Origin of the sequence: Bacillus clarus, from assembly GCF_000746925.1 — a bacterium.
GTDB lineage: Bacteria > Bacillota > Bacilli > Bacillales > Bacillaceae_G > Bacillus_A > Bacillus_A clarus.
In genome coordinates, this window is sequence record NZ_JMQC01000008.1 from 3,890,940 (window position 1) to 3,903,813 (window position 12,874).

A 12,874-nucleotide genomic window follows, 5' to 3' on the forward strand; every position below is an offset into this window, starting at 1 on the left:
GTGCCAACAGTTGGATTAAATACAACGAGTACAAATCATATTCCATTGCAGGCGGGGGCGCAAAAAAATAACGTACCTGTTAACGGCGTACAATCGCCAGTTCAACGAACAAACGGAGTGTTAGCAAGTACTCAAAAAACTCCTGGTGTGATGGGGAAAGATGATTTTTTAAAATTGTTTTTAGCGAGCTTCCAGCATCAAGATCCGTTCAATGCGATGGACATGAATCAAATGATGAATCAGACAGCACAGTTATCTCTTATGGAACAAGTCCAAAATATGACAAAAGCAGTTGACTCTTTAAGAACGACGATGTATTCGACAGCGCTTGATGGCGGAATGAAGTTTTTAGGGAAGTATGTAAGAGGTGTTGACGGTGAGGGGAACAAAGCAACAGGTCAAGTAGAGACGGTTCGCCTTGCAGAAAATAACGATGTGCAGCTCGTTATTGGTAATAAAGTTGTGTCCCTTCGTTTCGTTGAAAGAGTATCTGATAAACCGATTGGGGAAACAAATCCAGAAGATGCAAAGAAAGATGATAAGAAAGTAACAGAAGAAGTAAAAACTACAAATTCATAAGGAGTGTCCATACGTTATGATTAAAGCGTTATATACAAGTATCACAGGAATGAATGCAACACAAAATGCATTAAGTGTAACTTCAAATAATATCGCCAATGCTCAAACAGTTGGTTATAAAAAACAAAAAGCAATGTTTGATGATTTGCTATACAACAATTCAATTGGCTCAAAAGGTGATGATAAATACGCAGGGACGAATCCGAAAAGTATCGGAAACGGTGTGAAAATGAGCGGGACGGTTACGGATTATAGCGATGGTACAATTACGTTAACAGGTGGTAAAACGCAAGCTGCAATGGAAGGTAACGGTTTCTTCGTAGTAGGTGATTCAAAAGGCGGAAACATGGAGTTTACGCGTAAAGGTACGTTTGGAATATCTTCAGATTACTATATTACGAACACAGAAGGTCAATACGTATTCGCATATCCTGCAAACGAAGCAACTGGTGAAGTGGATTTATCTGGTATTCCAGGACCATTGCAGATTCCAATGGGGACGGCAATTGGTGGTATTCGAACATCGAAAGGGACAATTAAAGGGAATATTCCAACTGGTGAAAAACAAATTACGCAAGACTTACCTGTATATGATAATGCGGGTAATACGTGGACAATGCGTGTAGAATTTAAACAAACGAGCGAACATAATTATACATATAAAGTACAGGTGCGTAATGATTCGAAAAAAGAAACAGAGTTTAAGGATGTTCAAGGTGCAGGTGGTAATATGACATTTGATGCAGTAGGGAATCCAACTCCACCACAACAAGGAGCCTCTATTCAGTTTGATGGGGGCAGAGTAAATTTAGATTTTAGTAGTTTAACGAACCATCCGACAGATAAAACATTATCAGTAACAGACGTAGATGGCCGAGCGGCAGCAACTGTTAAAGATTACTTCATGGCTGATGGTGGATATGTAATGGTAAAATATTCGGATGGAAGTATGAAGTCTGCTGGTCAATTGGCTGTTGGAATGTTCCCAAATGAGGGCGGCTTAATGAAAACAGGAAATGGTAACTATACAGCGACGAATACAACTGGTATTTTAGCGTTAGGTGTATCTGGTCAAAATGGCGCTGGGAAAGTACGCGGTGGTGCACAAGAAGGTGCGAACGTAGATTTATCTGTAGAATTCGTTGATTTAATGTTATACCAACGTGGATTCCAAGGAAATGCGAAAGTAATTAAAGTTTCAGATGAAGTATTAAATGAAGTTGTGAACTTAATTCGATAATACATCGTAAAGAAAAATTGTAACGAATGTAGAAAGGGTTTTTTATTCGTATGACAAGACAAGAGCGAATTTTACAATTTCCTTTTTTCGGAAATAAACGTGAACTTGCCGAGCAAGTGTTAAAAATAGAACGAGAAGAGCATGTATATTTACCGGATCAATTCGAAATTAAGCAAGTACCTCCATATTCATTTGGTGAAAAACAAGCTGCTATTGGCCGCATTCATGAGTTTTATTTTGTGAGTGTTGGCAGTGATGATGTTTGGAAGTATCAAGTGTTTAAGGATGAGACGAAATGCCGTGAGTTTTTCATTATGGTACCCAATATTACGGATCAGCAGCTTGCTTTTTGGTTCAATAACATAGAGTTGTTGAGAGCGGGTTGAGGGAAAAGCTTTTTTTAAGGTTTTGAGAGAGGATCCAGCCGAGTGTGGTAGCGGTTAGTGCCTATAAGTGGCTCGTGCGATGTGAGGACAAAGGTATGGATTGGTTCTAGGTTAGCTAAAGAGCCGTAGATAAGCTTCCCTTTTTCCTCCTTTATTTAGAGGGGTTAGCCAAGCATAGAAGATGGTTCTGTTCATGTCGCGTGAGAACAGAGATGTGAAGAGGTTCTAGTATAGTGGAAGAGATTTGTAGTTTTCTATAAAAGGAGAGGTGGGGAGGATGGTGCAAAATAAGTACCGCGTTACATTCATTTCGCCAAGTGAAATTGAACAACGTACTGTAATAGCGGCAAATAGTTTGCCGAACTTAATTCGAAAGGTAGAAAGTATTATTTTGGATCCAAATGGTTATTTTGTAAATGATAAAAAGAATAATTGCTATTTCAAAGTAATAAAAGAAAATGTAACATTTATTCAATATGAACTATTATTTTCTAATAAAGAAATTCATATTGAAAAGCTAAAGTATATTGCACCTGTCATATTACAGCAATTATTTCAAAAGATAAATGATCCTGAATTATATGCACTTGCGTTTCTCGACGTAGATGCAGTGACGAAAGAATACGTACTAGCTGAAATGAGTCCAGCTTTGCGAATGAGGGTAGAAGTGGAGTTTGCGAAAAAGTTAGAAGTTATGCCATCAGAAATTGCAGGAGCACAAGAGATACTAGTAGAGGCACTCGCGTCATTTACACAAGATTAAATCTATATAATTGTATATTTGGATTTAATTAATTGAATATATAAAGGGTAATGAAAATTCATTAATACAAGAATTTATTAGAAAAGGAGTGATATTTATATGTCACAATCACAAAGCATCTTATTAGAAAGTGGAACAAACGAATTGGAAATTGTAACGTACACTGTTGGTGAAAACTTATTTAGTATTAACGTAATGAAAGTACGTGAAATCATTAATCCATTCCTTGTTACAACTGTGCCAGAATCTCATCATGCAGTCGAAGGTGTTGTTCAAGTGCGCGGTGAAATTTTACCGGTTATTAATTTAGCGACAGCACTTAATTTAAAATCATTAAAGCCACTTAATCAAACAAAATTTATTATTTCGGAATTAAATCAAATGAAAGTTATTTTTCGAGTTGATGAAGTGCATCGTATTCAGCGTATTTCTTGGGAGCAAATTGATGAACCAGCCTCATTATCTATGGGGTTAGAGGAAACAACATCTGGTATTGTAAAGCTAGATGGAAAAATTATTCTATTATTAGATTATGAAAAGATTGTTTTTGAAATTAGTAATTTTGGCTATGAAATACAAAAATTATCGAGATTAGAACAAAAAACAGATCGTGCGGGAAAAAATATTTATATCGCTGAAGATTCAGCAATGCTTCGCCAAATATTAGAAGAAACACTATTAACCGCTGGCTATACGAAAATCCATTTCTTTAGCAACGGTGCAGAGGCGTTAGCTCGAATTGAAAAATTGGCAAAAGAACAGGGTGAAAACATGTTTGAACATATTCACCTATTGATTACGGATATTGAAATGCCGAAAATGGACGGGCATCATTTAACGAAAGTGATTAAGGATAATGAAATAATGAATAGATTACCGGTTGTTATTTTCTCTTCTTTAATTACGAATGAACTATATCATAAGGGTGAAGCTGTAGGAGCAAATGCTCAAGTAAGTAAGCCTGATATTCAAGAATTGATCGGTCTTGTTGATAAGCTTATATTATAGAATAAAACGACTATGTAAATACAGTTTGAAAAATGATTTAAAATTACTTTATTACAACAAGAGTAATTGTGTTGCAATGTAGTAGCGATTTAAATAGAGTAAATAAAATGAATGTACATAATGGGTTTCCCCCTCATCTTAATAATAAGATGAGGGTTTTCTTTTTAAGAATAGTAGAATGGATTGTAATGAGGAGGTGAAGTGAGTAACGAATTCTAATTGTACTTTTTTTACACCGTGTAAATACGTTTACTGAAATGGTTTTGAATATGTTATTTAATCAATTGAACATTTGTATACTTGTAGTAAATTAAAAGGAATATTATTTTTTATGGATGTAATTAGGAATTTTTCTAAATAGAAAATATGAAATAATGCAGTAAAAATACATGGATGAATTGGCCAAACCAATAAAAATATGAAAATAGCTATATTTTTCTGTATTTCAATGCTTGTTCTTATGCATTTTTTTCTGTTAATTATTTGACAGTTAAATAAGAAATGCTATAATATGGATGTGAAAAAATTCTATTTTTTAGAAAGACATGGGAGTAATATGAGAATTGTGAAAGGATGAGGGGGCGTGACACAGATTATGTATCACCACACAGCAATTAATGTATTAAGTCTTTTGAAAAATATGTCTGATAATAAAAAAAATGATATGCAATTAGAAACGGAATTTCAAAAAATAGAGAAGCAATTCCAAATTGGGTATGAAGAATTAATCGATCTATATAATAGAATGGTATTATTTCAAATAGATATAGAAAAAAATGGCGGTATGCTAGCATATGAAAAATCAAATATTACATGGTTAAAGTCTGAACTTGAGCTATTGTATGAAGTGTATCAGTTTTGTCAGCGTCATGGTTTAAACATAGCTAATATTTCGAAGTTTGTTAGTAAAAAAGAGTTAAACATTTTCCAAAAAACAGAAAGTCAATTACAAAATACGTATTACAAATTAAAAAAACAAGAACTACCATTTGAAAATATCGAAAAGCAAAAACCGGGGCGAAAACGTAAGTATATGCCGGTGAACGAATTAACACCGTTGGTGAAACAAGAAACTAAACCTAACATACAGCAAGAAATGCTGATTGAAGAAGAGAAAAATCTCGTGACAGTCATATCAGGGATTGTGGATAACTTTGAAACAATTAGTGAACATAGTGAAAAGAAGGAACGTGAACTTCACCAATTGATGGAAGGTATTTATAAGCTTTCTAGTATGGCTGCAGAGAGTGTAAAAGAGGAACAAAAAAATAATTTACAAGGTGAATTACAGCTACTACGGGTTGAAAATGAAAATTTACAGCGTGAAAAGCAAGAACTTGTTCATGATATAAAAGAAATGACACATCACCTTATTCATTTTATTGCGAGCTCTGATATTGATCAAATTCGTAAATTACCGTATTTCGTAAAAGAATGTAAACAAGATTTACATAAATTAGGTTTGTATAATTCACAAGACGGTAAAATAATGGTTAATCGTAGTGGACAAGTGGTAACACTCCCACAATAAACATTATGTTACGAAATAAAAAGGTGATACATAATATACATGTATGGCCTTTTTATTTTATTATTACGTAAAAGATTAGTAGTATGTAAAGTGCTATATTTTTATCTTCAAATGATAATCTGATGTTTAACTAAATACTACGTAAGAAAATCCTTCTATTTTATTATACAAATAGAAGGATTTTTGTGAATGAATTACTGTAATAACTTACTTACCATTTGTGGAGTTTGGTTCGCTTGAGAAAGCATGCTGATACCAGCTTCGTTCAAGATTTTGAACTTAGTCATTTCAGACATTTCTTTCGCCATGTCAGCGTCTTCGATTTGAGAAGCAGCTGAAGCCATGCTTGATGCTTGGCTCTTAAGGTTATTTACGTTAAAGTCTAGACGGTTTAATGTAGCACCTAGAGTTGCACGGTTAGAAGCAATTGTATCTAATGCAGCATCAATTGATTTAATTGCATCAGAAGCGTTTGGTGAAGATTTTGTAATATCACCTGCTTTAATCATTGTAGCAGGTGCAAAAGTAGTACCGATTGCTTGAGCCTTTGTAAGATCCGGAGCTTCTTCATATGCTTTAATTTTATCTTCAACAGCCTTAACATCTGTGTCAGCCATGAAACCTTTAACTTTGTCAAATGCTGTTTTAAAGTTATCAACTGCAGTCTTAATTTCTTCAGGAGTTGATGCAATTACAACAGGAGGTCCTGTCGCACCTGCTTTTAATCCACCTAATCCAGTTGATGCTGCATCTTTTGCAGCATCAATTTCTGTTTTAGCTGCTGTAAGTTGTTCAGTTGTAATTGTAATTGTTTTATTGCCATTTCCCTCAATAGATAATTTATCAATATTTAATGCTTTAGTAGATGAATCAGCTAGATTAATATTGATTTGTTTCGTTGTATCAGCGTTATCTAGAGTTTGAATAGCAATAGATTTGTTATCGCCATTCAATAATTTCTTATCGTTAAACTCTGTGTTTTTAGAAATATAATCGATTTGTTCTTTTAATGCAGCAAATTCTTTATCTAATGCTTTTTGGTTATCGTCAGTGTTCGTACCGTTCGTTGATTGGTTAGCGATGTCACGCATACGAAGTAAGATGTTAGATACAGAGTTTAAAGCTGAGTCGGCTGTACGGATTAAAGACATACCGTCTTGTGTATTGTTAGCGGCAACACCCAACCCGCTTTCACGAGCACGCATACGAGTTGCGATTGCAAGACCTGCTGCATCGTCAGAAGCGTTGTTGATACGTTTACCGCTTGATAAACGGTCCATAGCGTTGCTCATTTTTGCTTGGTTTTGGCGCATGTACTCTTGCGTACGCATGCTATTAATGTTTGTATTAATTCTCATTTTTAAAACCTCCATTTTTTATATTATTTTTTTAAAAAATATAAATTGACAATTATGATATGTGAAAGTCAATTTCGAATTTATTGTAAACCTTGATATAACAAGTGTCAACTTAAAATTCGAATTTATGAATATAAAAAGATAGAGATATATAGAATTTCATTTTTTATTAAAATATTATTTTAAAGGATTATTGCAAATGATAAAAAAAAACTCTAATATTAGAGTATCGTTCTTTTACGAAAAGGTGATGGTAGAGTGATTGAAAATATAGTAAAAGAAGTTCTTTTATATAAAAAAAGACAAATAAAACAAAAGTTAAGTAATCCACAAATGGTTGTTAGCAGTAGTCGTTTTCAAGAAAAGTTACAGGGGGAATTAGTTGGAGATAATATAGCTACTATGAAGTCTGCCAAAGTCGAAGATGTAAGCAAGCTCGGACAATCTATGAGTGTAGGAGAAAATAATCAGCCGGTGGAAAAGTCTGAGAAAAGGCAAGAAGAGAAAGAATTTTTACGACGTTTCCCAAATATGAAAAATGAGCATACAGATATGTGGAGAATAACTGATAAATATAATATTCAAAACATACATTATAAAAACGAAGAGAAATACGTGGATATTATTGATCGTGTAAGTCGTACATATAGAATTCCGAAAATATTAATTCGAAAAATGATCGAAGTTGAGTCGAATTTTAATCCAAACACTGTATCTCATGCTGGAGCAATGGGGTTAATGCAGCTTATGCCAGCAAATGTAAAGGAACTTGGTGTACGTAATCCTTTTGAACCAGCTGAAAATATTGAAGCCGGTGTGAAAGAGCTAAGTGGTTATTTAAAAAAGAATAATGGAGATCTCGTGTTGGCGCTTGCATCTTATAATGCTGGTCCTGGTAATGTGAGAAAGTACGGAGGTGTACCGCCGTTTCAAGAAACGCAAGGATATATTAGAAAAATATTAAATATCGACGTTACGAAATGAGAAAAAATTTGATTGAAATGAAGATGCATTGCGTTTTAGTTGAGCGGATGTACCTTTTAGAGGAAGTTAATTATTTTTTGTTTTATTGAACGTAAGGTGGAGGCCATATTGTTCATTAAGGAAGGGAAGATTTTATACATAGAGAAGGTATGTTTTTTTGAACATGATATAGGAGTTGACCATATTTGAAATTACAAGATGATATTCCATTAACAATTTATTTTGAAATTGGAAAAACGAGAAAAAAAATTGACGATCTACTCCATATTACGAAAGGTACATTGTATCGTCTTGAAAATTCAACGAAAAATACGGTACGTCTTATGCTTGAAAATGAAGAGATTGGAACCGGAAAAATTTTAACGAAGAATGGGAAAATGTACGTCGAAATTGTTGAATTGAAGAGATAGGAAAGGGGATTTTCATGAGTGGCGATAAATTAAGCCAAGAGCAAATTGATGCGCTGCTGAGGGCGGTGAATGAAGGTGAAGAAATGCCAGCTTTCGCACAGGAAGCAGGAAAGCAAGATAAATTTCAAGAGTATGATTTTAATAGACCGGAGAAGTTCAGTGTCGAACATTTACGTATCTTACAAGCGATTGCTTCTACTTTCGGAAAGCAGACATCTCAGTCACTAGCGGCGCGTATGCGTATCCCAATTGAACTAGAGCCCTCAACGGTGGAGCAAGTTCCGTTTACAAGTGAATACGTGGAGAAAATGCCGAAAGATTATTATTTATATTGCGTCATTGATCTAGGGTTACCAGAGCTTGGCGAAATTGTTATTGAGATTGATTTAGCATTTGTTATTTATATTCATGAATGCTGGCTTGGAGGGGATAGTAAACGTACTTTTACGATGCGTAGACCGCTGACGGCGTTTGAGTTTTTAACGCTTGATAATATATGCTCTCTTCTTTGTAAAAATTTAGAACAATCATTTGAAAGCGTTGTTGCGATTAAACCGAAGTTTGTTACGACGGAGACGGACCCGAATGCGCTGAAGATTACGACAGCGAGCGATATTATTTCATTGCTGAACGTAAATATGAAAACAGAGTTTTGGAATACGACGGTTCGTATTGGTATTCCGTTCTTATCTGTTGAAGAAATTATGGATAAGTTAACATCTGAAAATATTGTCGAACATTCTTCGGATAAGCGTAAAAAGTATACGTCTGAAGTAGAAGTGAAAGTAAATCAAGTGTATAAATCTGTTCACGTTGCGATTGGTGAAAAAAAGATGAAAATTGGTGAACTCAATCAAATTGAAGAAGGTGATATTCTTCTTCTTCATACGAAAGTGACGGATCAGTTACGAGGTTATGTTGATGGAAAGCATAAATTTAATTGTTTTATTGGGAAAGATGGAACGCGTAAGGCGCTCCTATTTAAAACTTTTATAGAGTAGGAGGATCCATATGAAGCATGAAGTATCTCCTGTGTCATTAATGGGATTAGAAGAATTTGCAGGGAAGCGAAATGAAGCGGGTAAAGCACATATTGATACCGTTTCAGATATTTCGATTGAACTTGGCGTAAAGCTTGGGAAGTCATCGATTCAGCTTGGCGATGTGAAGCAGTTAAAAGTTGGCGATGTTCTTGAAGTGGAGAAAAATTCAGGCCATAAAGTGGATGTGTATTTAAGTAATATGAAAGTCGGTATTGGCGAAGCGATAGTAATGGATGAGAAGTTCGGCATTATTATTTCTGAAATCGAAGCTGATAAGAAACAAGTAGCGCTTATGATGGCGCAAAAGCAAAGTCAAATGCAAGATAAAGAGTAGAGGAGGAGTCATATGTCGTATATGACGACCTTATTTCAAGTCGTTTTACTGTTTGGTGCGCTCGGCTATGGTGCATATTATATGACGAAAAAGACGCGCAAACAGCAGTTTTCTAAACATGGAGAAAAGGGCCGTATCCAAGTGAAAGATGGTGTGTATTTAAATCATCAAACGAGCGCTTTTTTATTTGAAGTGGAAGGGGAACAAGTATTCACTGTTGTGAGTAATAGCGGTGTGCAGTCTGTGCAGTTAAAAGGAAATCAGTTTCACCAAGCGCTAGAAGATGCGGTGAAGAGTGAAGCAAAAAGAGTAGAGGATCCATCATGAGAATAAAGAAACAGTTATCGTTAGTAGCAGTAGCTATTTTTATATTTTTAATTATTTTTGTAAATCCAGCGTCTGCCGCATCAAATGGCTTTATTAATTTTGAAAATGGGAAAGAGTTTACGAGTAATTCAAGTGTACAGCTATTTGCACTCGTTACCCTTCTATCATTATCTTCTTCTATCGTTCTTTTATTTACGCATTTTACTTATTTTATGATCGTTCTAGGGATTACTCGTCAAGGGCTTGGGGTAATGAATTTACCACCAAATCAAGTACTTGTTGGACTCGCTTTATTTTTATCACTATTTACGATGCAACCAGTACTTGGACAGTTAAAGAGTGATGTGTGGGATCCGATGACGAAAGAAAAAATAACAGTAAGTCAAGCTGCGGAGACGACAGCTCCTATTATGAAAGATTATATGGCGAAGCATACGTATAAGCATGATTTGAAGATGATGCTTAAGGTGCGAGGAGAAGAGTTACCGAAAGATTTGAAAGATCTTTCACTATTTACGCTCGTACCATCCTTTACGTTAACGCAAATTCAAAAAGGATTGCTGACGGGGATGTTCATTTATTTAGCGTTTGTATTTATTGATTTAATTATTAGTACACTTTTAATGTACCTTGGGATGATGATGGTACCACCGATGATTTTAAGCTTACCATTTAAAATACTCGTTTTCGTATATTTAGGTGGATATACAAAAATCGTCGATATTATGTTTAAAACGGTTGCCTGAAGCGTTTGATGCTATGTGATAGGAGTCATATAAATGAATACGTCACCAATTATAGATATTTTTCAAACCTTTTTTTATAAAGGGGTTATGATTTTAATGCCGGTTGCCGGTGTAAGTATGATTGTCGTTATGATTATCGCTGTCATTATGGCGATGATGCAAATTCAAGAGCAAACGCTGACGTTTTTACCGAAAATGGCGAGTATTGTGCTTGTTATTATCATTTTAGGTCCGTGGATGTTTCAAGAGTTAACGACGCTTATTTTAGAGTTATTTGATAAAATTCCATCGCTATTGCGTTCGTACTAAGATAGGTGAATTGAAATGAATATGGAATTATGGGTGGCGACGTTTTTTGCGTTTTGTCGCATTGCATCATTTTTATATTTTTTACCGTTTTTTTCAGGACGATCTATTCCGGCGATGGCAAAGGTTACATTTGGACTCGGTCTTTCGATTACAGTGGCAGATCAAATTGATGTTTCACATATAAAAACAGTTTGGGATGTAGTAGCTTATGCAGGAACGCAAATTGTAATTGGATTATCACTTTCAAAAATTGTAGAGATGCTGTGGAATATTCCAAAAATGGCAGGACATATTTTGGACTTTGATATCGGTTTATCGCAGGCAAGTTTATTTGATGTAAATGCAGGGTCACAGTCTACTTTGCTATCAACACTGTTTGATATGTTCTTTCTCATTATTTTTATTTCACTTGGCGGCATTAATTATTTCGTTGCTACGATTTTAAAGTCGTTTCAATATACAGAGGCGATTTCAAAATTGTTGACGACTAGCTTTTTAGATAGTCTACTTGCAACGTTATTATTTGCGATTACATCAGCGGTTGAAATTGCTTTGCCACTTATGGGCAGCTTATTCATCATTAACTTTGTCCTTATTTTAATTGCAAAAAATGCACCGCAATTAAACATTTTTATGAATGCGTACGTGATCAAAATTACGTGTGGTATTTTGTTTATTGCGGTGAGCGTACCAATGCTCGGTTATGTGTTTAAAAATATGACAGATGTATTACTGGGAGAGTATACGAAACTATTTAACTTTTTCTTAACGAAGTAGGGGGACGCGCATGGCAAAGGATAATAAAACAGAAAAGGCCACCCCGCAGAAGCGTAAAAAATCGCGTGAAGAAGGGAATATCGCCCGGAGTAAAGATTTAAATAATTTATTTTCTATTCTCGTATTAGCGGTGGTCGTTTACTTCTTTGGAGATTGGCTCGGTTATGAGATTGCGAATTCCGTAGCGGTGCTGTTTGATCAAATTGGAAAAAATTCAGATGCGACCGAATATTTTTATTTAATGGGCATATTACTGCTAAAAGTATCGGCTCCAATATTAATACTCGTATACGCCTTTCATTTATTCAATTATATGATTCAAGTCGGTTTTTTATTTTCTTCTAAAGTAATTAAGCCGAAAGCATCACGTATTAATCCGAAAAACTACTTTACGAGATTGTTTAGTCGTAAAAGTTTAGTAGATATTTTGAAATCACTGTTTTATATGGGATTAATCGGCTATGTTGCGTACGTTCTCTTTAAAAAGAATTTAGAAAAAATCGTTAGTATGATTGGATTTAACTGGACAGCGTCACTTACTGAAATTATTAGGCAAATTAAATTTATCTTTCTAGCTATTTTAATTATTTTAATCGTTCTTTCTATTATTGATTTCATTTATCAAAAATGGGAGTACGAACAAGATATTAAGATGAAAAAAGAAGAGGTAAAAAGGGAGTATAAAGATAATGAAGGGGACCCACAAGTAAAAGGGAAACGAAAAAACTTTATGCATGCCATCTTGCAAGGAACAATTGCGAAGAAGATGGATGGGGCAACATTTATTGTAAACAACCCAACGCATATCTCGGTTGTACTTCGTTACAATAAACACGTTGATGCGGCGCCAATTGTCGTAGCGAAAGGGGAAGATGAGCTCGCATTATATATACGAACGCTCGCCCGTGAACAAGAAATACCAATGGTGGAAAACCGTCCGCTCGCTCGTTCTTTATATTATCAAGTCGAGGAAGACGAGGCGATTCCAGAAGATTTATACGTAGCTGTAATTGAAGTTATGCGCTATTTAATTCAAATGAACCAACTTGAAGTATAATAGCGCGTTTGGGGGAGATCTC

General features: G+C 35.0%; 16 protein-coding genes. 15 read left to right on the forward strand and 1 reads right to left on the reverse strand.

Annotated elements, in window-relative coordinates; all coding sequences use genetic code 11:
- The 6 genes from DJ93_RS20885 (at position 1) to DJ93_RS20910 (ending at position 5,507) form a co-directional block, all read left to right on the forward strand.
- Positions 1–579 carry a flagellar hook assembly protein FlgD gene (locus DJ93_RS20885; protein WP_042982998.1) on the forward strand — a complete coding sequence of 193 codons (579 nt, stop codon included), beginning with the start codon at positions 1–3 and terminating at the stop codon, positions 577–579.
- Positions 580–595: 16 nt separating this feature from the next.
- Positions 596–1,819: a flagellar hook protein FlgE gene (locus DJ93_RS20890; protein WP_042982999.1), complete on the forward strand. Its 1,224-nt coding sequence runs from the start codon at positions 596–598 to the stop codon at positions 1,817–1,819.
- 50 nt (positions 1,820–1,869) lie between these two features.
- Positions 1,870–2,205, forward strand: coding sequence for a DUF3964 family protein (locus DJ93_RS20895; protein WP_042983001.1), 336 nt, complete (start codon positions 1,870–1,872; stop codon positions 2,203–2,205).
- Positions 2,206–2,482: 277 nt separating this feature from the next.
- Positions 2,483–2,968: a hypothetical protein gene (locus DJ93_RS20900; RefSeq protein WP_042983003.1), complete on the forward strand. Its 486-nt coding sequence runs from the start codon at positions 2,483–2,485 to the stop codon at positions 2,966–2,968.
- 99 nt (positions 2,969–3,067) lie between these two features.
- Positions 3,068–3,976 (forward strand): chemotaxis protein, encoded by a 909-nt coding sequence (locus DJ93_RS20905; RefSeq protein WP_042983004.1) that lies wholly within the window; start codon positions 3,068–3,070, stop codon positions 3,974–3,976.
- Between the two features lie 595 nt (positions 3,977–4,571).
- On the forward strand, positions 4,572–5,507 hold the full coding sequence (locus DJ93_RS20910) for a DNA-binding domain-containing protein (RefSeq protein WP_042983006.1): 936 nt from the start codon (positions 4,572–4,574) through the stop codon (positions 5,505–5,507).
- A gap of 194 nt (positions 5,508–5,701) precedes the next feature.
- Here the strand turns inward: DJ93_RS20910 and DJ93_RS20915 are convergent, their stop codons facing one another.
- A complete protein-coding gene (locus tag DJ93_RS20915; protein ID WP_042983008.1) occupies positions 5,702–6,865 on the reverse strand; it encodes a flagellin N-terminal helical domain-containing protein in 1,164 nt (387 codons plus the stop codon).
- Positions 6,866–7,093: 228 nt separating this feature from the next.
- Here DJ93_RS20915 and DJ93_RS20920 point away from each other — a divergent pair, with 228 nt between their 5' ends.
- From DJ93_RS20920 to flhB, 9 genes are all read left to right on the forward strand, one after another.
- Positions 7,094–7,849: a lytic transglycosylase domain-containing protein gene (locus tag DJ93_RS20920; protein ID WP_374937157.1), complete on the forward strand. Its 756-nt coding sequence runs from the start codon at positions 7,094–7,096 to the stop codon at positions 7,847–7,849.
- A gap of 185 nt (positions 7,850–8,034) precedes the next feature.
- Complete coding sequence (locus tag DJ93_RS20925; protein ID WP_042983011.1) at positions 8,035–8,259, forward strand: flagellar motor switch protein FliN; 225 nt, start codon at positions 8,035–8,037, stop codon at positions 8,257–8,259.
- 14 nt (positions 8,260–8,273) lie between these two features.
- Complete coding sequence (gene fliM, locus DJ93_RS20930; protein ID WP_042983013.1) at positions 8,274–9,260, forward strand: flagellar motor switch protein FliM; 987 nt, start codon at positions 8,274–8,276, stop codon at positions 9,258–9,260.
- A gap of 10 nt (positions 9,261–9,270) precedes the next feature.
- Complete coding sequence (fliN, locus tag DJ93_RS20935; protein WP_042983014.1) at positions 9,271–9,636, forward strand: flagellar motor switch protein FliN; 366 nt, start codon at positions 9,271–9,273, stop codon at positions 9,634–9,636.
- Positions 9,637–9,648: 12 nt separating this feature from the next.
- Positions 9,649–9,963 carry a hypothetical protein gene (locus tag DJ93_RS20940; protein ID WP_042983015.1) on the forward strand — a complete coding sequence of 105 codons (315 nt, stop codon included), beginning with the start codon at positions 9,649–9,651 and terminating at the stop codon, positions 9,961–9,963.
- Positions 9,960–10,709 carry a flagellar type III secretion system pore protein FliP gene (locus DJ93_RS20945; RefSeq protein WP_042983017.1) on the forward strand — a complete coding sequence of 250 codons (750 nt, stop codon included), beginning with the start codon at positions 9,960–9,962 and terminating at the stop codon, positions 10,707–10,709. Before DJ93_RS20940 ends, DJ93_RS20945 begins: the two co-directional genes overlap by 4 nt.
- A 33-nt stretch (positions 10,710–10,742) precedes the next feature.
- On the forward strand, positions 10,743–11,018 hold the full coding sequence (locus DJ93_RS20950) for a flagellar biosynthetic protein FliQ (protein ID WP_042983019.1): 276 nt from the start codon (positions 10,743–10,745) through the stop codon (positions 11,016–11,018).
- 15 nt (positions 11,019–11,033) lie between these two features.
- On the forward strand, positions 11,034–11,795 hold the full coding sequence (locus DJ93_RS20955) for a flagellar biosynthetic protein FliR (RefSeq protein ID WP_042983020.1): 762 nt from the start codon (positions 11,034–11,036) through the stop codon (positions 11,793–11,795).
- A 10-nt stretch (positions 11,796–11,805) separates the two neighbouring features.
- On the forward strand, positions 11,806–12,852 hold the full coding sequence (flhB, locus tag DJ93_RS20960; RefSeq protein WP_042983021.1) for a flagellar type III secretion system protein FlhB: 1,047 nt from the start codon (positions 11,806–11,808) through the stop codon (positions 12,850–12,852).
- Positions 12,853–12,874 lie beyond the last annotated feature (22 nt).

Bases quoted from the DNA above. Each gene is read 5' to 3' on its own strand.
- DJ93_RS20950 (WP_042983019.1), top strand. From the start codon at position 10,743: ATGAATACGTCACCAATTATAGATATTTTTCAAACCTTTTTTTATAAA.
- DJ93_RS20945 (WP_042983017.1), top strand. From the start codon at position 9,960: ATGAGAATAAAGAAACAGTTATCGTTAGTAGCAGTAGCTATTTTTATA.
- DJ93_RS20940 (WP_042983015.1), top strand. From the start codon at position 9,649: ATGTCGTATATGACGACCTTATTTCAAGTCGTTTTACTGTTTGGTGCG.
- DJ93_RS20895 (WP_042983001.1), top strand. From the start codon at position 1,870: ATGACAAGACAAGAGCGAATTTTACAATTTCCTTTTTTCGGAAATAAA.
- DJ93_RS20910 (WP_042983006.1), top strand. From the start codon at position 4,572: ATGTATCACCACACAGCAATTAATGTATTAAGTCTTTTGAAAAATATG.
- DJ93_RS20900 (WP_042983003.1), top strand. From the start codon at position 2,483: ATGGTGCAAAATAAGTACCGCGTTACATTCATTTCGCCAAGTGAAATT.
- DJ93_RS20890 (WP_042982999.1), top strand. From the start codon at position 596: ATGATTAAAGCGTTATATACAAGTATCACAGGAATGAATGCAACACAA.
- DJ93_RS20915 (WP_042983008.1), bottom strand. From the start codon at position 6,865: ATGAGAATTAATACAAACATTAATAGCATGCGTACGCAAGAGTACATG.
- DJ93_RS20905 (WP_042983004.1), top strand. From the start codon at position 3,068: ATGTCACAATCACAAAGCATCTTATTAGAAAGTGGAACAAACGAATTG.
- flhB (WP_042983021.1), top strand. From the start codon at position 11,806: ATGGCAAAGGATAATAAAACAGAAAAGGCCACCCCGCAGAAGCGTAAA.
- DJ93_RS20955 (WP_042983020.1), top strand. From the start codon at position 11,034: ATGAATATGGAATTATGGGTGGCGACGTTTTTTGCGTTTTGTCGCATT.
- fliN (WP_042983014.1), top strand. From the start codon at position 9,271: ATGAAGCATGAAGTATCTCCTGTGTCATTAATGGGATTAGAAGAATTT.
- fliM (WP_042983013.1), top strand. From the start codon at position 8,274: ATGAGTGGCGATAAATTAAGCCAAGAGCAAATTGATGCGCTGCTGAGG.